Source organism: Stutzerimonas stutzeri (genome assembly GCF_009789555.1).
Classification (GTDB): Bacteria; Pseudomonadota; Gammaproteobacteria; order Pseudomonadales; family Pseudomonadaceae; genus Stutzerimonas; species Stutzerimonas stutzeri_R.
Genome location: NZ_CP046902.1, coordinates 129238 through 151298, shown reverse-complemented (window position 1 = coordinate 151298; position 22061 = coordinate 129238). Strand labels below are relative to the sequence as shown.

At 63.9% G+C, this 22061-nt stretch carries 20 protein-coding genes; 9 read left to right on the top strand and 11 right to left on the bottom strand.

Going from position 1 to position 22061, the window contains the following annotated elements:
- Window positions 1-43 precede the first annotated feature (43 nt).
- Complete coding sequence (locus tag GQA94_RS00765; protein ID WP_233270203.1) at window positions 44-733, top strand: PqiC family protein; 690 nt, start codon at window positions 44-46, stop codon at window positions 731-733.
- Window positions 734-953: 220 nt separating this feature from the next.
- Here the strand turns inward: GQA94_RS00765 and GQA94_RS00760 are convergent, their stop codons facing one another.
- Entirely contained in the window at window positions 954-2504 is a 1551-nt protein-coding gene (locus GQA94_RS00760) for an AhpA/YtjB family protein (RefSeq protein WP_158186264.1), read from the bottom strand.
- A gap of 205 nt (window positions 2505-2709) precedes the next feature.
- Here GQA94_RS00760 and serB point away from each other — a divergent pair, with 205 nt between their 5' ends.
- Complete coding sequence (serB, locus tag GQA94_RS00755) at window positions 2710-3924, top strand: phosphoserine phosphatase SerB (protein ID WP_158186263.1); 1215 nt, start codon at window positions 2710-2712, stop codon at window positions 3922-3924.
- A gap of 171 nt (window positions 3925-4095) precedes the next feature.
- Here the strand turns inward: serB and GQA94_RS00750 are convergent, their stop codons facing one another.
- The 6 genes from GQA94_RS00750 to GQA94_RS00725 form a co-directional block, all read right to left on the bottom strand.
- Window positions 4096-5169 (bottom strand): NAD(P)-dependent alcohol dehydrogenase, encoded by a 1074-nt coding sequence (locus tag GQA94_RS00750; protein ID WP_158186262.1) that lies wholly within the window; start codon window positions 5167-5169, stop codon window positions 4096-4098.
- A gap of 132 nt (window positions 5170-5301) precedes the next feature.
- The gene (locus tag GQA94_RS00745; RefSeq protein WP_158186261.1) at window positions 5302-7368 is read right to left on the bottom strand and encodes an EAL domain-containing response regulator; all 2067 of its coding nucleotides are present in this window, start codon (window positions 7366-7368) and stop codon (window positions 5302-5304) included.
- A 65-nt stretch (window positions 7369-7433) separates the two neighbouring features.
- Window positions 7434-9251 (bottom strand): molecular chaperone, encoded by a 1818-nt coding sequence (locus GQA94_RS00740; protein WP_158186260.1) that lies wholly within the window; start codon window positions 9249-9251, stop codon window positions 7434-7436.
- A gap of 156 nt (window positions 9252-9407) precedes the next feature.
- Window positions 9408-10310, bottom strand: a complete 903-nt coding sequence (gene asd, locus GQA94_RS00735) for an archaetidylserine decarboxylase (protein WP_158186259.1) — start codon at window positions 10308-10310, stop codon at window positions 9408-9410.
- A gap of 11 nt (window positions 10311-10321) precedes the next feature.
- Window positions 10322-11137 (bottom strand): rhodanese-like domain-containing protein, encoded by an 816-nt coding sequence (locus tag GQA94_RS00730; protein WP_158186258.1) that lies wholly within the window; start codon window positions 11135-11137, stop codon window positions 10322-10324.
- A gap of 44 nt (window positions 11138-11181) precedes the next feature.
- Window positions 11182-12696, bottom strand: a complete 1515-nt coding sequence (locus tag GQA94_RS00725) for an HDOD domain-containing protein (protein ID WP_158186257.1) — start codon at window positions 12694-12696, stop codon at window positions 11182-11184.
- A 164-nt stretch (window positions 12697-12860) separates the two neighbouring features.
- Here GQA94_RS00725 and motA point away from each other — a divergent pair, with 164 nt between their 5' ends.
- Entirely contained in the window at window positions 12861-13712 is an 852-nt protein-coding gene (gene motA, locus GQA94_RS00720; protein WP_158186256.1) for a flagellar motor stator protein MotA, read from the top strand.
- Between the two features lie 8 nt (window positions 13713-13720).
- The gene (gene motB / locus GQA94_RS00715; RefSeq protein ID WP_158186255.1) at window positions 13721-14710 is read left to right on the top strand and encodes a flagellar motor protein MotB; all 990 of its coding nucleotides are present in this window, start codon (window positions 13721-13723) and stop codon (window positions 14708-14710) included.
- A gap of 48 nt (window positions 14711-14758) precedes the next feature.
- Here the strand turns inward: motB and rsgA are convergent, their stop codons facing one another.
- A complete protein-coding gene (gene rsgA / locus GQA94_RS00710; RefSeq protein WP_158186254.1) occupies window positions 14759-15790 on the bottom strand; it encodes a small ribosomal subunit biogenesis GTPase RsgA in 1032 nt (343 codons plus the stop codon).
- Between the two features lie 125 nt (window positions 15791-15915).
- Between rsgA and GQA94_RS00705 the strand changes: the two genes are divergently transcribed.
- On the top strand, window positions 15916-16704 hold the full coding sequence (locus GQA94_RS00705; protein WP_158186253.1) for a class I SAM-dependent methyltransferase: 789 nt from the start codon (window positions 15916-15918) through the stop codon (window positions 16702-16704).
- Between the two features lie 50 nt (window positions 16705-16754).
- Window positions 16755-17297: an oligoribonuclease gene (gene orn, locus GQA94_RS00700; protein ID WP_158186252.1), complete on the top strand. Its 543-nt coding sequence runs from the start codon at window positions 16755-16757 to the stop codon at window positions 17295-17297.
- Window positions 17298-17300: 3 nt separating this feature from the next.
- Here orn and GQA94_RS00695 read toward each other — a convergent pair whose 3' ends face one another.
- From GQA94_RS00695 to GQA94_RS00685, 3 genes are all read right to left on the bottom strand, one after another.
- Complete coding sequence (locus tag GQA94_RS00695) at window positions 17301-17942, bottom strand: oxidoreductase (RefSeq protein ID WP_158186251.1); 642 nt, start codon at window positions 17940-17942, stop codon at window positions 17301-17303.
- Window positions 17943-17960: 18 nt separating this feature from the next.
- Window positions 17961-19640: a C13 family peptidase gene (locus GQA94_RS00690; protein WP_158186250.1), complete on the bottom strand. Its 1680-nt coding sequence runs from the start codon at window positions 19638-19640 to the stop codon at window positions 17961-17963.
- A 77-nt stretch (window positions 19641-19717) separates the two neighbouring features.
- Window positions 19718-20173 carry a MaoC family dehydratase gene (locus GQA94_RS00685; RefSeq protein ID WP_158186249.1) on the bottom strand — a complete coding sequence of 152 codons (456 nt, stop codon included), beginning with the start codon at window positions 20171-20173 and terminating at the stop codon, window positions 19718-19720.
- A gap of 185 nt (window positions 20174-20358) precedes the next feature.
- Here GQA94_RS00685 and GQA94_RS00680 point away from each other — a divergent pair, with 185 nt between their 5' ends.
- The 3 genes from GQA94_RS00680 to GQA94_RS00670 are packed head-to-tail and all read left to right on the top strand — an operon-like array spanning window position 20359 to window position 22037.
- Window positions 20359-20721 (top strand): CidA/LrgA family protein, encoded by a 363-nt coding sequence (locus GQA94_RS00680; RefSeq protein ID WP_158186248.1) that lies wholly within the window; start codon window positions 20359-20361, stop codon window positions 20719-20721.
- 5 nt (window positions 20722-20726) lie between these two features.
- On the top strand, window positions 20727-21437 hold the full coding sequence (locus GQA94_RS00675; RefSeq protein ID WP_158189989.1) for an LrgB family protein: 711 nt from the start codon (window positions 20727-20729) through the stop codon (window positions 21435-21437).
- A gap of 9 nt (window positions 21438-21446) precedes the next feature.
- Window positions 21447-22037 carry an LON peptidase substrate-binding domain-containing protein gene (locus GQA94_RS00670; RefSeq protein WP_158186247.1) on the top strand — a complete coding sequence of 197 codons (591 nt, stop codon included), beginning with the start codon at window positions 21447-21449 and terminating at the stop codon, window positions 22035-22037.
- The last annotated feature ends 24 nt before the right edge of the window (window positions 22038-22061 follow it).

Sequence of the window (22061 nt, the reverse complement as noted above, 5' to 3'; positions counted from 1 at the left end):
GCTCATCGCGTCGCCAGGGCCCTTTGCCAAGGTAGAGACGAACGTGCAGCGCCTCACAACTGTTTTATTACTCGCCTGTGCCAGCCTTACGGGTTGCGTCACCCAGCCCGTACCGATGTACCGGCTCGACAACGGAACAGTGGAGATGCCCGCGCAGGCGAAGGATGGCGCGGCGATATTGCTTGGGCCGGTGACACTGGCCGACTACCTGCACAATGATGCACTGCTGCAGCGCCTTCCGGATGGAAGCCTGGCGGCCAATGGCCAGCAGGCGCGTTGGGCCGGACAGTTGCAAGGCGACATCAATCAGCTTCTGTTGCGCCAGTTGGCCTGGCGCTTGAAGACCCAGACCCTCGAATTGAGTCCGGGCAGTAAAGGCTTCGACCCTGATGTCCAGATCGAACTGGAAATCACCCGGCTTGATTCCGGTCCGCAGCATCCCGCTGTGCTGGAAGCCCAGTGGCGCTTGCTGGACAAGCAGGGCAAGCGCCAGGGCAGCCGTCTGGTCCGGCTGCAGGAAGAGCATCAGGGCAGCACGACCGACCAGGTGCGCGCGCAGAGCGTGTTGTTGCAGCGCCTTAGCGAGATGATGGCGTCCGCGGTCGAGCCGATGACCATGGCAAGGGCCCGTGCGAAGCAGAACGTCGGCAAGGCAGCGGCCAAGCCAGAAGCGCCGCCTGCCATACCCGCGGCCGAGCCGATCCGGACCGACCTGGAAGTGTTCCGCTTCTGAGCGCTGGCGCGACCCCGCGATCAGGCAATCACACCCGGCTGGGCTTGCAACTGACTGTCACGGCCGGGCCGGGCCGTCGATCCCGTGCCGTTCGCCTGTGTTGCCCAGCCGTTGCGCCGCGAATCAGGCGGCATGCCGTTCTCCATCGCATTCTGGCCGAGTGTCGCGTCAATCGCCGTTCCGCCAAGGAGGCGACAACGCGTCGACGCTGTCGAGGGGGTCAGCCGCGGCTGCGCAACTCGTGCATGCGGGCCAGCTGGCGCTCGAGCAGGGATGGGTAGGGTTCGAGCAGACGCTCGACGCAGCAGGCACCTTCCGGGCTGGCAATCGGGCGGATGCGTGCACGCTGGCGGATCAGGCTGTCTTCGCCAATTCCACGCTCGACCAGCAGCAGATTGCGGCTGTGCTGCGACATGGCCAGCGCCGCCTGCGCCGGTTCGCTGAGCAGCAGGTCGCCCTGGCTGAGATCGTAGAGTCCTTCGCCCTGGGTCAGCCCCAGTTGCAGCTGCAGGGTGATGCCACTGTCAGCCACCTCGATCTGCAGCGCGTGGCCGAGCGCGCGCAGCAACTCGCCGCAGCACAAGGCATGGGTCAGGTAGTTCTGCTCGTCGTCCTGGCTGTGAAACAGCATGAGGCTGCTGCCGTCGTTGAGCGTATGCAATTCGGCCTGGTAAAGGGTCGCCGCTTGCTGCAAGCAGTCACTGTAGCGCTGCAAGAGCTCGGTAAGCCGAGCACGCGGCAGGCGACGCAGTTGCTCCTGCGCACCGAGCTGGACCGCCAGTACACCGCTTTTCCCCGCTGCGGCTGGCGTTGCCGGTGCGATGGCCACGGGCACGGGCGCCGGTTTGGCTTGTTCGAACGGAGGCCGCTCGTCGAAGGGGCTGAGATCGTCTGGCTCGATGGGCGCCTCGGGTGTTTTGTTGCTCGGCGGCTCGTATTCATCTTCGTCGTCGAGGTGCTCGTCCAGCGTGATGGCCGGGCTGTCGTGATGCCTGGCGGGGCCCGCCGCGGGCACGTCGAAGTGCGCCGAGTAGAGGTCCTGCATGCTGTCGTCCAGCTCGATTTCCGGTTCGGGCGCCTCGGGTACCAGGCGTGCCTGCAGTTGACGCGCCAGGTCGCCGATCTCGTCCTGCCGGCCCGCGCCGGGCGCCGGGTCGTCCGGATCGCGCAGCCACAGCCGCAGCTGCATCAGCGGCAGCGAAAGCTGCCGCCCCAGGCGCATGCTGAGCGTCAGCGCGAGCGCCAGCAGGATCAGGCTGAGCAGCCCCATGCTTTGCAGGCTGATGGTCATCGGCTGCTGGAACTGGCGCATGTCGAGGCTGATGCGCAGGTGCCCGGCGATCACTTCCTGAAAGCTGATGGGCGTGGAATAAAGGCCTTCTTCGTCACCCAGCAGATTACGCTGCGGGCGCGCGCCCGACTCCGCCAGCACGCGGTTGTCGACGCTGTAGATCGCGGCGTGAGCCACCAGCGGGTTCTTCACCAGATTGCTCAGCAGTACGTTGAGGCTGAGGATGTCATTGGCCACCAGCAGATCGGTCGCCGAGGCTGCCGTCTGGGTGATCAGGCTCTGACCCAGCGCATCGGCCTGCTGCTCCATGGCATGCTTGAACTGCATGCCCATGACCCAGGCATAGATGATCAACGCCAGGGCGACCAGCAGCAGGGTGTGGCTGGCCACTCGCAGCACCAGCGGAACGCGTCGCTGGCGCAGTGCGCGATAGATCAGCAGAAAGAAATTATCGGGTTTGACGGATGCGGGCCGGTTCACAGAGCGCGGCTCTACTCTTGAGGAAGGTGCCGCGCAGTATACGGAAAGCGCGGTGGGGGCCGAAAGACTCAGGGCCAAAGCTGACGAAATGTAGCAAGCATCGCCCCTGGATGACGGGCCGCTCGCATCGGGCGGATGTGGTGACGCTCAGCAGTAGGCCGGCTGTTGTAGAATGCCCGCCTTCTTTGCCCATAGGAGCTGCGCCTTGCGCGAAATCGTTCTGATTAATATCACCGGGGAAGACCGCCCCGGGCTGACCGCGGCCATCACCGGCGTGCTCGCTCAGGGTGGCGTGAATATCCTGGATATCGGTCAGGCGGTGATACATGACACCTTGTCGTTCGGGATTCTTGTGGAGATACCCGACACCGAGCGCGCCTCTTCGGTGCTCAAGGACGTGTTGTTCATGGGCTACAAGCACGACCAGCAGGTGCGCTTCACGCCGGTCGCCGAGCACGATTATCAGCAATGGGTCGCAGGGCAGGGCAAGCCTCGGCACATCGTCACGCTATTGACTCGCAAGGTCACGGCCGAGCAGTTGCAGCGGGTCAGCTCGATCACCGCCAAATACGGCCTCAACATCGATCACATCGACCGTCTGTCCGGGCGTCAGCCGCTGGATATGCCAGAAGAACTGGGCAAGGGTTGCATTGAATTCTCGGTGCGCGGCGAGCCTGAAGACACGGCTGCCCTACGCGCCGAGTTTCTCAGTGTGGCGCAGGAACTCAACGTCGATATCGCCTTCCAGCGCGACTCGGTGTTCCGTCGCAATCGCAGGCTCGCGGTGTTCGACATGGACTCGACGCTGATCGAGGCGGAAGTCATCGATGAATTGGCCAAGGTGGCCGGTGTCGGTCCTCAGGTGGCTGAAATCACCGAGCGAGCGATGCGCGGTGAACTGGATTTCCGCGCCAGCTTCAAAGAGCGCCTGGCTTTGCTTGAAGGCCTGGAGGAGCGCGCCCTGGCCGAAGTCGGGGCCAGCCTGCGATTGACCGAGGGTGCCGAGCTGCTGTTCGCGGAATTGAAACGGCTGGGCTACAAGACTGCGATCCTGTCGGGTGGCTTCACCTACTTTGCGCGTCAGCTGCAATCCAGGCTTGGAATCGACTACGTGTATGCCAACGAACTTGAAATCGTCGATGGCAAGCTTACCGGCGTCGCCCAGGAACCCATCGTCGATGCGCAGCGCAAGGCCGATCTGCTTCGTGAACTGGCCGAGCGTGAGGGCCTGCGCCTGGAGCAGACGATTGCCGTGGGTGACGGCGCCAACGATTTGCCGATGCTCGGATTGGCCGGGCTGGGTGTCGCCTTCCGCGCCAAGCCGTTGGTCAAGCAGTCCGCCAAGCAGGCGATCTCCACCCTGGGGCTCGATGGAATTCTCTACCTGCTCGGGTTCAGGGACAGGGAAGGCGTGGAATAGAACAACCCACGAGCGCCTGCGAGTGCGTCGCCCAGCTTAGCGCCTGGGCCGGGCGCGCAGGCCACAGCGCAACTCCCATAGCGAAGCAACGGGCGACGTTGCGCCTCGGCCTTCGCCGGCTCGAGGCCGCGGTAGCAGGCCTCTTCCTCGGCGGTTGCCGCGGCCGTGGACTCAGGGCTTGATCGCCACCTTGAGCACGCCGTCGCGCTGGTTGGCGAACAGGTCATAGGCGTCAGTAATAGCGTCCAGGGCGTACTGGTGGGTGACCAGCGGCCCCAGATCGACCCGCCCCGAGGCCACTACATTCAGCAGGCGCCGCATGCGTTCCTTGCCGCCCGGGCAGAGCGAAGTGACGATCCTGTTATCTCCGAGGCCTGCGTGAAAGGCGCCGAGGGGGATGGTCAGATCGCTGGAATAGACGCCGAGGCTGGACAGCGTGCCGCCGGGCTTGAGTACCCGCAAGGCGCTTTCGAAGGTCGATTGCGTTCCCAGTGCCTCGATCGAGGCGTCCGCGCCGCGTCCGCCGGTAAGCTTGAGCACTTCCTCGACCACGTCGACGTTGCGGAAATTCAAGGTGACGTCGGCGCCCATCTGCCGAGCGATGTCCAGTCGGGTATCGACGCCGTCCACTGCAATGATCGTGCTGGCGCCGCGCAGCTTGGCCCCCGCGGTTGCGCAGAGGCCGATCGGTCCCTGGGCGAAGATCACCACGATGTCACCGATCTTGATGTTGGCGGCCTCAGCACCGGCAAAACCGGTGGACATGATGTCCGGGCACATCAGCACTTGTTCGTCGCTCAGTCCATCCGGCACGGGTGCCAGATTGGCCTGGGCGTCGGGCACCAGTACATACTCGGCCTGGGTGCCGTCGATGGTGTTGCCGAAGCGCCAGCCGCCCGTGGGTTTGTAGCCGTGACAGCTGCAGCCGCCATCCTGCGAGGCGAGGCCGTCCTGGCAGGCGTAGGAGGTAAAGCTCGGGCAGATCGCCCCGGCCACGACCCGCTGACCTTCCTGGTAGCCCTTCACGTTGCTTCCGAGTTTTTCGATGATGCCGACCGGTTCGTGACCAATGGTCAAACCTGGCACGACGGGATATTCGCCTTTAAGGATGTGCACATCGGTGCCGCAGATAGTCGTCGTGGTGATGCGAAGCAGGGCGTCGTTGGGGCCGATCTCGGGGATGGGTTTGTCCTGCAGCTCGATACGGCCCGGTTCGACGAACACGGCAGCTTTCATCATGGTCATGGCGCAACTCCTCTCGCAAATGGAAGGCGTGCGCAAACTCTAGTCCAATCGTGTGGATGTGGCCTGACGCTGATCAAGCCACGGGGCGAATGCGGGCAGTTGCAGCGAGCCGGTGACAGGCGTGCGCCTCGGTTATTCCTCGTCCGAGGCGAAGTTGTAGTCCATCGACTGGCTTGGGCCCTGAAGATACTGGCCCTGGATGTAACCGACACCGGCCTGCCACAGCGTGGCTAGGACGGTGGCGCTTTCGACGAAGGGTACGATGCTCTGTCGGTGCTGCTCATGCAGCTCGGCGAGCAATTGCTTGAGCGCTTCCTGGTTTTCCTGACGTGTCAGGTCCTGGGTGTAGGAGCCGTCTACCTTGACGAACTCGGCATTCAGGTGCTTCAGCGTGTTGAACGGGTTGAGCACACAGCCGAACTGGGCCAGGGCGATGCGGCAGCCGAGCCCGATGAGTCCCTGGGAGAGCGCTTTCGCCTGTCGCAGGTAGGCGACGGCGTCGTTCTCGTCGAGCTGGAAGATCAGCGAGTCGGGTGGCAGTTTGGATGCCTTGAGCGCGACGCCAAGCCAGGTGATCAGTGACGGGTCCTGCAGGCTGGCACCCGACAGATGCACCATGAGGCGGGTGCTGTGGCCCTTGCTGCGGTGCTCGGCGAGCAGCTTGATGGAGTTGAGCAGCACCCACCGGTCTATCCGGGTGGCCAGCCCCGCTTCGTTGGCGGCGTCAAGGAAGTCTGCCGGCGGAACTTCGACCCCTTGCGGGTCAAGCAGGCGCAGCAGAACCTCATAGTGCTCGTGGCTGTCGCCGCGCAGGCTGATGATCGGCTGGAAGAGCAGGCGGAAGCTGTTTTTTTCCAGCGCTTGCTGCAGCATCGCCAGGATATTGCCGCGGCTGGCCGCGGCAGCGAGTTCGTCGGCCGGGTCATAAATGCGAAGCGCATTGCCGTCGGCGAGTTCTTCGGCGCAGCGGTGGGCGCGGTCGATCACGTCGCGCGCCTTCGCGGTGCGTTCGTCCAGCGCCGCGACACCAATGCTCAGGCTGGTCTGGACGGTACGGCCGCCAATGTCGAACAAATGCCCTTCGACTTTTCGCAGCAATTGAACCAGTGGTTGTTCGAATTGCTGGGGCAAGGCTTCGGACATCAACATCGCAAAGGCGTCGTCACCGAAACGTGCCAGCTCGGCTTTGTCCTCGAATTGCTCGCGCAGCACTTGGGCCAGCTCGGCCAGCAAGCGGTCCGAATCGCCCAGGCCGATCTCGGTCTGCAGGCTGGCGAAGCGATCGATCCGTATGTAGGCCAGGCTCGAACCTTGCCCGGCGTTGACCGCGCGTTCGACCGCGCCGTCCAGCAACTCGAGGAAGTGGTTGCGATTGTAGAGGCCTGTCACCGGATCCTGGTTGCTGATCTCGCGCAGCTTCTCCAGTTCGGCGTTGTCATTCTCCGCGCGAATGACGACCTGGATGCAGGACTCGCCGTCGTAGCTGGCGGGCGAAAAATGCATGCGTGCCTTGAAGTTGCCGCCATCGGCGCGGATGCCGCCGCAGACCAGCTCGGCGCTGCCTTGCAGGCTTTGGTAATTCTTCAGAAATCCTTTGAACTCACCTTGGTCGCAGGAGGCGATCAGGTCGATCATCGGCATGCCTTCGAGTTCTTCCACATCTTCGTAGCCGAAGAGTTCGAGATAGGCGCGGTTGGCATAGATATGCATGCCGTCGTGGACATACGCGATGGCGTCCACCGAGCTTTCGAGCAGCAGTTGGCAGCGCTTCTCGGCCTCGCGCAGCGCCAGCTCGGCGGAGCGACGGGCGCGGCGCTCGTCCAGGTTCGCCAGCTCGCGATTGGCGATGAGGATCAGCCATTCGTCTTCGCCCTGCGGAAGCGCGCCTTGGGCGCCCAGGGTGAGGGCTTCGGTGATCGCATCGGGGTCGTTGCCATCGATCAGCTGGATGACCGGAATGTCCTTGGCTTGCTTGCGGATGGCGCCGATTGCTTCGCTGGGCTCGAGATTGACGCTGGCCGGCGCGCTGATCAGCAGGTCCCAGGTCTGTTGAAGCACATCGGCGAGGTCCTCGCTCGAGGTGAGTCGGTGCACCCGCGTCGCCTGGCCCGCGTTGCGAAACAGGCTGACCAGTCGCTCAGCTTCATTCTGCGAGTCCTCGAGGATCAGCAGACGGATGGTTTTCTTTTGCGAGGCCATGGCAGCAGCAGCTTTGGAACGACCCTTGGAGGGGACGTGAAGGCTAAAAATCGGTGAGCCGCAATCTACAGTGTGTTCCAGAGCGAGTCAAAATCTTCACCGCGAGGAGCAGACTGGTTTCCCCGCGCTGTGATCGGCGTCTCCCGGGAAACGGCTACCAGTCCCGCCAGTTGATACTCGAACTGGTTGTAACTGCTGGTGCCGGTCTGGCGTCGACGGAGCATGGCGCGATGTTCCTCGCCATTCTGGTTGATCTGCACTTTCTGCCCTTCCTGAAAGGGCAGGCGCGGAACGATCAGCGCGGCGGGCCGGGATATCACGCTGATTTCCGGCAGCAGCAGGGCTCGCAGGTATTCGCTGCCTTGCTCGGTCTTGCGCAGCAGGCGCAGGCCACAAGGTTGGGCAGACGGGGCGATGAGCTCCACGCCCATCTGTGGCCCGCTACCGCGAACCTGGCGAATCCAGCGCACCACCGCCACGCTCCAGGTCTGGCTGGCGGGGTCCTGCAGGCCGAGCAGTTCGCCCGCCTGCAGCTGTGCCGGCACCTCGCCAGGCCAGGACAGGCAGAAGCCGCCCGGGCTGTGGTCGACCCGCTGCACCTCGAATGTCCGAAAGCCACTGTCCGCCGGCGGCGTCACGGTCTCGGCCTCGGCTGCCTGTTCCGGCATGACCGGACGGACGAATTCGATGTGCTCGTCCGGAAGGATTCCGTCTCCGTTGATCGCCTGCGCGTCGAAGGCGACGGCCCAGATGTCCGGCGCCGCGTTGTTCAGTTTGAACACGGCGGATCGAGCCGCATCGGGCCGTTTCAACAGCTCGCCGAACTGGCGCTGGCCCGCCAGGTAGTAGTGCAGCGCGCTCATTCCGATGCACAGGGTCATCGTCCCCTGTGCGGGCGCGCGCTGGAAGCTACGCTCGGAAATGTCGCCCCAGGCGGCACTTACATGCTGCAGCAGATCGAGGCTCAAGCCGTCGGGGATGACCAGCCCGTTCTGTTCGGAACCGTTTGACGGCGACTGCAGATGACGCTGGATGGCCTTGACCAGCCCATGCGGGTCGATGCCGAGCAGGTCCGCGGGCTCGTTGGCCGCGAACATCGAGCGATAGCGCGGCGGACCGTCGATGCGGGGTGACACACCGAAGAGGCTGGAGGGATCTTGCGCGGTCTGCAGGCGGACCAGCGCGCTCCAGGGCTCGAGCAGTTGCGCCAGCTGGGCAATGTTCTGCTGGCGCATCTGGTTGCAGCGGGCGCTGCCGATCATGAGTGCGACGATATAACTCTGCTCGGCGCTCAGGCCCTTGACCTGATAGGCCAGCTCGTCACGAACGAGGGTGCGCTGAACGGCATGCGTCACGGCGAGGCTGTGCAGTTGATGAAGCTCGAGCCACAAGCCGTCGGGCGTGGGCCTGTACAGTTGCGTCGAGCGAACCAGTATTGCGCAAAGGCTGCGAATCGACCGTTGCAGCGCAATGGTGAGTAGTTGCAGGCGATCGCGCCCGGTCTGCGGCGCCAGCTCGACGGCGATCAGCTTGTAGCCGATGGCCAAATGATTGTGCAGCGCCTGGCATAGGCTGGCGACCTTGCGCGGGCGTTCGCCGAGCACGATCGGCTGATTGATGAAGTAGCGCTCCAGCTCACGACAGACGAAATGGATCTCCGGACGCAGCAGTTCGAGCAGTTGCAGGCGGACCGGCGCGGTCGTGCGTAGCTGGTTGAGTTCCAGCATGGCCTGGTACAGCTGCCTTGCAGTCTCGCCGAGGTTGGCCTTGGGCAGCCCGGAAAGCCAGTGCTTGACCCCGCGCACGCTGGGGTCGCAGAAGGATAACTCCTGGCGATCCGGCGTAGGTACGCGCAACAGCAAGGGTTGGCTCTGGTTTTCCAAGCAATGAACTCCGTGACCGTGTCGCTGACGCATCGCCTGTCATTCGGCGGTGCGTTCAGGCAATCGCCCCAGTGATGTCAAAATGAAATCGTTTCGGGCGACATAATAACGATCATGGAGAAGTTGGCTAGTGCCAACCGACCATTGGTTGGAACGCTACGGCTGCGTCGGCGCGGAATCCGCGGTAACGATCGGCGACGCCGGCTTGGCCTGGCCCAGCCCTTCGCCCATGCAGACCGGCGTCAACGCGGCCAGCTGTTCCGCCCAGCGAACCTGGTCGGGCCCGAACAGCAGGATCACCGTGGAGCCCAGCTTGAAACGGCCCATCTCGGCGCCTTTTTCGAGGTGGATGGGGGCTCGACTGGCTTCGTCATAGCGGACGGTCTTGAGTGTGCGCTTGGGGGGCGTGACCAGCCCGGCCCAGACGGTCTCGATGCTGGCGACGATCATCGCGCCGACCAGTACCATCGCCATCGGACCGCGCTCGGTATCGAACAGGCAAACCACACGCTCGTTGCGGGTGAACAGTTCCGGTACGCCTTCGGCGGTCACGGTGTTGACCGAGAAGATGCGGCCTGGCACGTACACCATCTCGCGCAGGGTGCCGGCCAGCGGCATGTGCACCCGGTGATAATCCTTGGGCGACAGGTAGACGGTAGCAAAATCGCCGCCCATGAAGGGCGCCGCGCGTTGATGGTCGCCGCCGAGCAGTTCCATCACGCTGTAGCTGTGCCCCTTGGCCTGGAAGATCCGCCCCTGCTCGATGCGGCCAAGCTGGCTGATGGCACCGTCGCACGGATTGAGTATCGCGCCAGGGGTCGGGTCCAGCGGCCGGGCACCGTCTTTCAGGGCGCGGGTGAAGAAGGCGTTGAAATGCTCGTAGGCGGTGGGCTCTTCGATCTGCGCCTCGCGCATGTCTACCTGGAAGTGCCGAATGAACCCTTTGATGAAGGCGTTCTTCAACCAGGGCAGGCGGCACTCGGCGAGACAGCCGGCGAGACGCGAAATCAGATGATGCGGAAGCAGGTACTGGCTGAGTACGAACAAGCGATCTTTCATGGATGACCTTTTCATTGCTGGATCGGGGTGTCGGGCAGGTTGCCCCATTCGCCCCAGGAGCCGGGATATCCCTTGATGCGCGGATAGCCCAGTGCCTTGGCCAGCAGGTAGGTGAAGCCGGAGCGATGATGCGTCTGGCAGTGAGTGATGATTTCCTTGTCGGCGGTGATGCCGAGCGCCTCCAGCCGTTCGGCGATGTCTTCGCGGATGCGCAGCGCGCGGGCCGGGTCCATCGCGGCGGTCCATTCATAGTTGATTGCGCCGGGTATATGGCCGGCGCGTGCGGCCAGTGCCTTCTCGCCGCGGTATTCCTCGGGCGATCGTGCGTCCCAGATAACCAGATCGGCAGCCCCGAGCCGGCTCTCGATGTATTCGCGGGTTGCGCTGGGCGCCTCGTCGAGTTTCAGTGCCACCGGCCCGCCTGCGTCGGCGGGGCGCTCGCGTGACAGGGGGCGCTGTTCGGCCAGCCAGGCGTGCAAGCCGCCGTTCAGGTAGTGATAGTGCCGGTGCCCGATGATATCCAGCAGCCAGATGAATCGGCCTGCCCAGCCGCCCCCCTCATCGTCATAGACGACGTAGACCGCATCGGGACGGTGCCCCAGCGCGCCGAACAAGGCCTCCAGCTGCGGCTTGCCCGGTAGCAGTCCGGGCGCCGGCGGTTGGCCCAGCTGGGTCTGTTTGGGATCGACGAACCGCGCGCCGGGCAGATGGCCTTCGGCGTAGCGGGTGGCGCTGGTCAGGTCGACCAGAATCAGCTCGGGTGCGTTCAGGCGTTCGGCCAGATCGGCGGGTTCGATGACCAGCGGCAGGGTAGCAAAGGCGGACACGGCAAGCCTCGGTGGGTCGGAAAGGGCCAAGTCTAGCGAAAAAATCAGCGGCCGCGTTTGCTGAACGTTGCCAGGGCGCGCTCGATGCATTGCACGGTTCTGGTAAAGGCCTGCAGGCCCGTCTCGCTGAATGCGCTGTTGCCCTGGTCAGCCACCAGCAGCATGACCGCGCGGCCCTCGTGGCCGACCGAGCGCAACAGGATGTGCTCGCTGGGAAACAGCGCCTTCAGCGTGCCTGGCAGCAGCGCGGAGAACTGGGCCAGGTTGTCTGGCTTGAGCCGCAGCAGCACGGGTTTTTCGAGGAGTTTGCGCAGCACCTGGCTCTGGTCCGGGTCGAGCACCAGCCGGGCCGCCTCGCGCGGCAGGCCACTGGCCTGTTGGCTGACCAGACGTTGATGTTTGCGGTCGACAAGCATCAGCAACACCCGTTGCATGCCGGCAGAGGTCAGCGCTTTGCATGCGGTCGCGGTGAGCTGGAGGATGTTGTCGTACGGGCTCGGTTCGCTGAGCAGTTCACGGCAGTGCGCGCGCCATTGTTCCAGTGTCCCGGTATCGGGCAGCTTCGCCTTCCGCTCGGCCTGGAAAACGCTGTCCCATGGCCAGATCAGGCCCTGGGCGGGGTGCCAGAGATCGGTCTGCCCGATCGCTCGCGCGCTGGTCACCGCTTGCTGATGTGTCAGTTGCTGCAGCTCGGCCAGCGGGACTTGCAGGTAGAGTCCTGCGAGCTGTTGCCAGCGCAGGCTGTGGACACCGCTCCAGCTGTGATGTGCCGAGAGGGCCAGGCCGTTGGCGAGCAGGATGGTATTGCTCGGCAAGGTGAGCCAGCGGCGCAGCGGAGGATCGGCATCGAGTCGCTGCTGCTGGTGCAGCGGATGCTCGTTGTCACGGGCGATGTGCAGCGCCTTGACCAACAGGCGGCGGTGCTCGTCGAGCAGTCGATAGCCTTCGGCGATCCAGCCCGGCAGGCCCCAGTGTTCGGCCGTCGCCGCGCAAAGCGTGAGCAGCGATACGCCCAGCAGCGCGTGTTCGACCTGACGCGCCGGCTCCCGCTTGACCAGCACCCGCTGTTCCCAGGCCTCGAGCAATGCCGGGTGAGCGGCGACCAGTGCCCAGAGCGGGGCGAGAAACAGCAGGCTGCTCCAGTGGATTTCCTGCCAGAGGCGTGCGAGACGGGAGGCGAACAATCCGTTGGCCTGCTGGCTGGCATGGTGGCTGATGAGCAGCATCTGCCGCAGCGGGGCGGGGATGTCGCGGGGCCGGGCCGCGGGAATCCGTGCGAACAGGGTTTCGGCACGCTTCAGGCCAATGCGGCTGAGCGCCACTTCCAGGCTTTCGGCCGGTTTGTGGGTGGCTGCCGCATCGCGGTTGGCTTCGCGAATCACGACGAGCGCCAGGACCGGGCTTTCCTGAATCAGCTCGGCGATCTGGCGCATCGACAGGCTGCTGTCGCGCAGCGCACGCTGGACGCGCGTATACGGTTCGGCGGCGGCAGGCAGCACAACGGCATCCAGCGTCTCGATCCAGGCGGCAAGCGTGCGGGGGAGTGGGGTCGTGGTCATGGCGCCGTCGAACTAGCATTTCATCGGGATGGCCTTTAGTCTGGCGCAAAAGCTCCGATAACCAGAACAATTCTTTTCATACGCCCCGCCTGTAACCCAGTGAGCGCGCCTCGTCGCGTGGCTTGACCCAGGTGTCCTGAGATCAGGTTTTAGACGTACCTCTTATGGCAAAAATCATCGGTATCATTGTCGTCATCGCCAGCGTCCTCGGCGGCTTCGTGCTGTCCGGCGGCAAGCTCGGCGCGCTTATCCACCCGTTCGAGGTGATGATCATCGGAGGCGCTGCGCTCGGAGGGTTTTTGCAGGCGAACCCTGGCAGCACCATCAAGATCGTCTTCAGGAAATCGCTGCAGATGTTCAGCACGCGGTTTACCCACACGTACTATCTCGAGGTGCTGGGGCTGCTCTACGAAGTCCTCAACAAGAGCCGTCGGGAGGGCATGATGGCGATCGAAGCGGATCTGGAAGAGCCCGCCTCCAGCCCGATTTTCAGCAAATACCCGGCCATTCTGAAAGACGAGCGAATGACCGCGTTCATCTGCGATTACCTGCGGATCATGTCGTCGGGCAACATGGCCCCGCATGAGCTCGAAGGTCTGTTCGACATGGAACTGAACAGCATGAAGGAGGAGCTGGAGCATCCCGCGCATGCGGTCGCTCGCGTTGCCGACGGCTTGCCCGCGATGGGTATCGTCGCGGCTGTGCTGGGTATCGTCATCACCATGTCGGTGCTGGCCGACGCGAACAATGCGGAGATTGGCGAAAAAGTCGGTACGGCGCTGGTGGGTACCTTCCTCGGCATTCTCGCCTCGTATGGATTTTTCGGCCCGCTGGCCGCGGCGCTCGAGCATGATGCCAAGGAGGAGCTGAACCTCTACGAAGGCATCAAGGCGACCCTGGTTTCGTCCGCCTCCGGCATGCCTCCGACCCTGGCCGTGGAGTTCGGCCGCAAGGTGCTGCTGTCTGCGCACCGACCGAGCTTCGCCGAGCTCGAACAAGCCATGCGTGGTAGCTAAGAGCAACCATGGACAACAACCAACCGATCATCATCAAGCGGGTCAAGAAGACTGCCGGCGGTCACCACGGCGGCGCGTGGAAAATTGCCTTCGCCGACTTCGCGACCGCCATGATGGCCTTTTTTCTGGTGATGTGGCTGATGTCCTCGGCCACGCCGGAGCAGAAACGGGCAATTTCTGGCTACTTCCAGGACCCCATCGGCTTCACCGAAAGCGCGAGCCCGCATGTGATCGATCTCGGCGGCACGCCGACGCCGTCGCCGGACCGCACCCTCAATGCGGAGGTCGATCCGGCCGTCCAGCAGAGCGAGTCGAAGATCGATGCCGATCAGGCGGAAACCTTCGCCGAGCAACTGGAGCGCGAGCGACTGGAGCTGCTGCTGCAGGAACTGCAGAACAAGGTCGACGAAAATCCGGACCTGACCCGCTTCAAGGATCAGATTCTCTTCGAGATCACCCAGGACGGCTTGCGTATCCAGATCATGGATGCCGCCAATCGTCCGATGTTCGCCCTGGGTAGCGCGCGGCTCCAGCCCTATTTCGAGGACATCCTGCTGGCGATGGCCGATACCATCCGCGCGGTGCCGAACAAGATCAGCATCAGCGGTCACACCGACGCCAAGCCGTACTCGGGGCAGGGCGACTTCGGCAACTGGGAGCTTTCATCGGGGCGTGCCAACGCGGCGCGGCGAACGCTGGTGGCCGGCGGCTATCCGGACGAGCAGATTGCTCGCGTGGTCGGCTACGCCTCGTCCGCCCTGTTCGACCGGGACGATCCACTGAATCCAGTCAACCGTCGCATCGATATCCTGGTACTGACCAGAAAGGCCCAGCGCACCATCGAAGGTGAACAATCGGATGCGGCGGACCCTGCGGCGGTAGCGCCGGAGCAAGCCCCGGCGGCGGTACCCGACGTGCTGCCGCCGGAACAGGTGCGCGAGCGATTGAACATTTTCGAAGACGGCGTCCTGCAGTTCGATCAGCCCGGCGGCAACTGATTCCCGCCTGGGCGCCTGCGTGGCGGCTTGTCAGCGGGTGTCTACTCGTTAGTAGTCGGTGCTCGACAGGGTACTGAGAATATGCCGATAGCTGGCCATGCGCTGCGGTTGGATCTGCCCCTGTTCCAGCGCCTTCAGCAGCGCGCAGCCCGGCTCGCGGTCGTGCTTGCAATCGCGGAAGCGGCAGCGTCCGAGCAGGTCCTGGAACTCGATGAAGCCGGCTTCAACGTCGGCGCGGCTTACGTGGCCCAGGCCAAATTCGCGAATACCGGGTGAGTCGATCAACTCGCCACCGCCTGGAAAGTGAAACAGTCGTGCCGTGGTGGTGGTGTGGGTGCCCTTGCCGGTCATTTCCGACAACGCCCCGACCCGGGTATCGACACCGGGCAGCAAGCTGTTCACCAGCGACGATTTGCCTACCCCGGATTGGCCGACGAACACGCTGACATGCCCGTCGAGTCTCGCCTTGAGCGCTTCCATGCCGGCGCCGTCATGGGCGGACACCTCCATCAGCGGATAGCCCAGCGTCCGATACACGGACAACAGCGCGTTGAGCGCGCGCTCGTTCTGCGCGTCGATGAGATCGGCCTTGTTCAGCAGCAATAGCGGGGTGATGCCCGCATGTTCGGCGGCGATCAGGTAGCGGTCTATGAGGTTGGCATGAGGTTCCGGCAGCGGGGCGAAAACGATGACGATCAGGTCGACGTTGGCCGCCACGGGTTTGAGCTGGCCGCGCGTGTCGGGCCGGCAGAGTTCGGATTGGCGCGCAAGCTGGGCGACGATCACGCCGATGCCCTGGTTGCCGGGCCGCCAGACCACCCGATCGCCAGTCACCAGAGCCGGCAGGTTGGCGCGCAGATGGCAGCGAAACACCTGGCCGCGATGCTCGCCTTCCTGCGCCTCGACCTCCACCTGAACGCCGAAGTGCGCAATCACCAGACCGGTCTGTTCCGGGCCCAGATCGCCGCCCTCGAGCTCCTCGATGGCGCGCGATTCCCGACGAGCCGCGCGGGAGGCGCGCTCTTCCTGAATTTTCTCGATGCGCCAGCTTTGTCGGCGGTTGAGGTGGCGTTTGGCCATTAACGAAGATGCCCAGGCAGGAAAAGTAGGCGAGTCTAGCACGCCGGTCAGCCCGGTCTGGGGCCTGTATGAGCCGCCATCGGGCGGTTAGACTTCTTCCACTGTTCTTTTTTGCGGCGCGCCCCATGCCGGCACTTTCTCCCTCGCGATCTCCCGTCCTGTTGGCGTTGTTCAGCCAGGTGTCGTCATCGATCATCACCTGGCTGCTGTTGCTGGCGCTGGCACGAACCACCGACTGGCCCATCGGTCTGCTGCCCGCCGCCTGGGTGCAGGGCGTGCTCGCCGGGCTGATCGGTCATTCGTTCGGCCTGTCACGGTGGTGGTTGCCAATCAATCTCTGCTTCGTGCCTGGGTTGGTATTGATGCAGGGTCATTCGCTACCGCCTTGGCTGTTGTTGGCGGGCTTTACTGCTCTGCTGCTGTTGAACTGGAACGCCCTGACCGAGCGGGTGCCGCTCTACCTGACCGGCACGGCAGCCGAACAACGGCTGAGCCAGCGGTTGGCCCAGTTGCCCGGCGACTTTCGATTCATCGATCTGGGCAGTGGCCTCGGCGGAACCCTGGTTCGATTGTCACGCGCTTATCCTTCGGCGCATTTCGTCGGTGTCGAGACCGCTCCGCTGACCTTCGTGTTGTGCTGGCTGCGCTGTCTGTTGCGGCGAAATTGCAGGGTGCGGTTTCGCAGCATCTGGCGCCAGCCGTTGGGCGAGCACGACGTTGTCTACTGCTTCCTGTCACCGGCGCCGATGCCCGCGCTGTGGCAGAAGGCGTGTGCCGAAATGCGTCCGGGTGCGCTGCTGATCAGCAACAGCTTCGGCGTGCCGGGCGTGGAGCCGCAGGAAATCCTGCCGGTCGATGACTGGCGACACTCGCGGCTTTTGATCTGGCGGCCTGGCGACCGATACGCGACCTGACGGCCACCGCCCGAGCGGCTAAACTGCGCGCCATAGCCAAGGAGCCCACCATGCAGAACCCGCAGAACCTCATCTGGATCGATCTGGAAATGACTGGCCTGGACCCGGATAACGACGTCATCATCGAGATGGCGACGATTGTCACCGACAGCCAGCTCAACGTGCTGGCCGAAGGTCCGGTTCTGGCCATTCACCAGAGCGACGACATCCTGGCCGGCATGGATGAGTGGAACACTCGCCAGCATGGCGGTTCCGGACTGACTCAGCGGGTGCGCGACAGCGAAATTTCGACCGAGGAAGCCGAAGCCCGGACGCTGGCCTTTCTAGAGCAATGGGTGCCGAAGGGCAAGTCGCCGATCTGTGGCAACAGCATCTGCCAGGATCGGCGCTTTCTCTACCGGCGCATGCCGCGTCTGGAAGCCTATTTCCACTACCGCAATCTGGATGTCTCGACCCTCAAGGAGCTGGCCGCGCGTTGGGCGCCCGATGTGCTTGCCAGCTTCAAGAAGGGCGGTACCCACCTGGCGCTGGACGACATTCGCGAGTCGATTGCCGAACTGCGCCATTATCGCGAGCACTTCATCAAGGTCTGAAGGTCAGCGCCCGAGTTTGCGCAATTCATCCGACTCGACCACCCGTGTACCGTCGCCGTCCTCCAGTGCCAGGCGCCAGAGCGCGCGCGCGAGGGTACAGGCCGGGATGCCCCGGTACTTGCCGGGCAGCAGATAAGAGAGCGGTGCCGTCAGCCGTTCCATCGGGCGCACCACCATGCGAGGGCCCAGCAACTGCGAGGGTCGGACGATGGTCAATTGTGGCCAGTCCTGCGCGCGCAATGCTTCTTCCATCTCGCCCTTTACCCGGCAGTAGAAGATCGAACTGTCCGGGTTGGCGCCCAGCGAGCTGATCACCAGCAGATGCCGTGCGCCCAGCTCGCGGGCGCGCCCGGCGAACGCCACGACCAGATCATGATCGATGGCGCGGAAGGCTTCCTGGGTTCCGGCATCCTTGATGGTGCTGCCCAGGCAACAGAATGCGGTGTCGATCTCGCCGGTCAGTCGAGGCAGCAGGGTTTGCAACGGGCCGACCGGATTGACGAGCCGAGGGTGCTCGGCCAGTGGTTTGCGACTGGGTGCCAGCACGCGCTCCACCGTGGGTTCGTTGAGCAGGCGGTCGAGCAGATGTTCGCCGGTCAGCCCGGTGGCGCCGGCAAGCAAAATACGCTGTGGCGTCAAATACATGGTTTGGCTTCCTGTAAGTCAGTCGGTCGGCGTCGCCTGCGATTGGGTCAGCCTCCGCCAGTGTTCGACAACCTGCTCCGGCGCCCAGATCTGTGGCTCCGAAGCCTGATAGTGGTCGGCTTGCTCACGTTCGGCAACACTCGTCTGTGCCAGCGTGAAAGCCTTCGCAATATCTGTGGTCTGTTGCAGGGCCTCGGCGAACAGCGCGCGACCGAAATAGGTGAAATCGCTTTGCTCCGAGCAGCCGAACGATACCCGGTCGGCCCGTGCGGCGGTGATCACCAGCGTGTTCGGGCTTTTCAGCGGCTCGATGAACCCACCCGAATAGCAGGCCGAAATCACCACCACCTTGTTGCGCTCGGCGAGCGGCTCTAGCAGCGCAGCCAGATCTGGCGCGGCGAGGTCGTCCAGTGCCAGCCGGGGCTGTGCCAGGACCAGCTGATGGTCGGCCGAACCATGGCTGGTCAGATAGAGGAAGATGAGGTCTTCGGGGCCGCTGCGCTCGGACAGTCGGTCGATCGCTCGCGAAAGATTCTCGCGAGTGGCCAGCGGGCGATCAGTGAAGTGTTCGCGGTGATTGACCAGGCTGATCTGGCCATGGGCGGCGAAGCGATCGGCCAGTAACCGGTCCACGTAGTCCACTTCCCGGAGGAATACGCTCTGACGCCCATCGCCTGCCACGGTCAGGCTGTACAGTTCGGTCGCCGGGGTCGAGGCGGGTATCGCGTCGAGGGCTTCGGTGAGCAGTTGTCCCTGGCGCAGCAGGCCGATTTCCAGCGGATCGGCCATTCGTTTGCCCGAGGCGTCGTGGCTGAGGCGCCCGGCGTGCCAGGTGCCGTTCTGCACCGTGCCGTCGGCGCGGGTAAGCGTTCCCGGTCCGTGGAACCGTCCCGCCCGAAAGCTGCCCTTGTAATCGCTGCCGTCCGGCTGTTGCAGATGGCCCTCGCCGTGGTACTGCCAACGCTTGAATCCACCGTCGTAACGGGTGCCGTCGGTGCCGGTATGTTCGCCCTGGCCGTTCAGTTCGCCGTGTTCGAAATGGCCTTTCCAGACTTGGCCAGTGACGTCTTCGTAGCGGCCCTGGCCGTGGAATTGATCGTCCTGGAATCGTCCCAGGTAGTGCTCGCCATCGTTGCCGCGATAGTGGCCTTCACCGTTCAGGCGGCCATTGACGAAGGTGCCGCTGAACGCCCCGCTTGCGTCGCGTCGGGTGCCCTCGCCGTGGGGCTGGCCCGCAACGAACGCGCCCTCGTACGTCACGCCTCCTGGGCCCTGTAGCGTGCCGATGCCATGGTAGAGGTCGTTTTCAAACTCGCCCTCGTAGCTCAATCCGGGTTCGCTGTAGCGTCCCGCGCCGTTGAGGCTGCCGCGCAGGAAGCGCCCTTCGTAGACACCGCCGGTGGCGTAGCTGAATCGCCCCTGGCCGTCGAACAGCCCTTGCTTGAATTGGCCTTCGTAGCGGTCGCCATTGGCGCCTTGCCAGACGCCCTGGCCATGCCACTGCCCGTCCTTGAATGCCCCTCGATAGTGACTTCCATTCGGGTAGTCGATGCGACCTTCGCCCTGCAACAAGCCGTCGACGATCTCGCCACGGTAGCGCCCACCGTCTGGCAGGACGGCGTCAGCGGGCTGTAGCGGCTCGCCGTCACCGCAGGCGGTCAGCGAACAGGCGAACAGGAACGGGACGAGGCGGCGCATGAGGCAATCCGGAAAGGCGATGCCGGCAGTATGCCGCAAACGCGTCGGGGTGCGACAACTGCGCACCCCAGCTCACTTCAGACGATGCACAGCGCCAGGGTTTCGGCGATGTAGGCGGGCTTCTCCGCGCCTTCGATCTCCATCACGACGCGGGATTTGAGCAGCCACTGCCCAGGGTTCTTTTCGTACGCATCGAGCAGCGTCGCGGCCAGGCGCACCCGTGAGCCGACCCTGACCGGCTGGAGGAAGCGCAGGCTGTCCAGCCCGTAATTGACGCCCATCTTGGTGCCTTCGGGGCGAACCATCAGGTCGCCCATTAGCATTGGCATCAGCGACAGCGACAGGAAGCCATGCGCAATGGTCCCGCCGAAGGGCGTTTGCGCAGCCTTTTCCGGGTCGACGTGGATGAACTGGTGATCGCCGGTGCAATCGGCGAATTGGTCGACGCGCTGCTGGTCGACGGTGAACCATTCGGAGCGACCAAGCTCCTTGCCAATGTAGTTCTTGATTTCTGCTACGGGTACCTGCGGCATATGACCTCCGGGTGTTTGTTGTTTTATTCGGTACAGGCGCGGACCGATAGATCAGCACGCGCCTGACCACGAATCAACCAAGCATGGCCGTTGCGAATGGTGGGTCATAGTCCGGGCCGGCACGTGTCACGGGTTTCGTTGTGGTGAGCTGCCTATAATTGCCTTTCTTTGCGTTGGAGGCGTCCATGCTGTTACGCGGGCTAACCTGGCTGGTGCTGTTTCAACTGCTCGGCACCGCGCTCAACGTATTGGTCCTGCCCATACTGCCGGGCCCGATCATCGGGCTCCTGTTGCTGTTCGTCGCGCTGCTGGCGCGCGGCCAGGCCGGTGAGTCGCTGCAGTTGGCCGCGCGGAGTCTGCTGCGTTATCTGCCACTGTTGCTGGTTCCGCCCGCGGTGGGTGTGATGGCCTATACCGAGGCGATTCTCGACGACTTCTGGGCCATCGTCGGCGTGCTGACGGTGTCGCTGGTGGTGTCATTGGTGTTCACCGGGTGGCTCATGCAGACGCTCATTGGCCGCCAGAAACGCGGGGCAGGGCGGACATGATCGGGATGCAATGGCATGCCGCCTGGGAGGCCGTGATCCACCATCCGCTGTTCGGGGTGGCGATCACCCTGGCGGCGTTTCAGTTGGCTTATGCGGCCTACGAAAAGACCCGCTGGGTATTCCTGCAGCCCGTGCTGGTATCGATGCTGGTCGTGGTGGGTATTCTGCTCGCCTGCGGCATCAGCTATGACCAATACCGTGGCAGTGCGCAGATGCTTACCGTATTGCTGGGGCCAGCCACGGTGGCGCTGGCGGTACCGCTGTACCTCAACCTGCGGCGTATCCGGGAGCTGTTCGGGCCGATCATGCTCACGCTGGTGCTGGCCGGCACCGGCGCCACTGGGCTGGGCATGGGCCTGGCCTGGGCCTTCGGCACCGATCCGATGATTCTGATGACCCTCGCGCCGAAATCCGTAACCTCGCCCATTGCCATGCTGGTGGCCGAGCAGATTGGCGGCGTGGTGGCGTTGGCGGCGGTGTTCGTCATGATCACCGGCATCATCGGCGCGATCGTCGGTCCGGAACTGTTGCGTCGTTTTGGCGTTCAGCATCCTGCTGCCCGAGGCATGGCGTTGGGCCTGACCGCTCATGCCGTGGGTACCGCCCAGGCGTTGCAGGAGGGCGACGAGTGCGGCGCCTTCGCGGCGCTGGCGATGAGTCTGATGGGTGTGATGACAGCGGTGCTGCTGCCGCTGGCCGTGTTGCTGTGGACGTAAGGAGTCTCAATGAAGCTGCCGTTGTTTGCGCTCGATACCGTATTGTTCCCCGGTTGCATCCTGGATCTGCAGATATTCGAAGCACGCTACCTGGATATGGTCAGCCGTTGCATGAAGGCTGGGCATGGCTTCGGTGTCGTGCGGATCATCGAAGGCAGCGAGGTGGGGCAGGCGGCGAGTGAATACGCCCATACCGGCTGCGAGGCGTTGATTCGCGACTGGCAGCAGCGGCCCAATGGGTTGCTTGGAATTCGGGTCGAAGGGGGGCGTCGCTTCGATGTGCTGTCGGCCGAGGTACAGCGCGACCAACTGACCGTCGCCGATGTCCGTTGGCGCGACGAGGCTGACGATGTGCCGCTGGGCGATGAGCATGCCGATCTGGCGATTCTGCTCGAGGCGCTCGGCCAGCACCCTCTGGTCGAAACGCTGGGCATGGGCGGCGCTGCGCAGGGGCAGCGTTCGCTGGCGAACCAACTGGCGTACCTGCTGCCTTTCCAGCCTGAGCAGAAGATCGAACTGTTGCAGCTCGACGACCCGCAATTGCAGCTGCAACGCATCCAGCACTGGCTGGAGCAGTTGCAGGGCGACGCCATCGAATAGCGGCGCCACGCGATCAGGCGACTG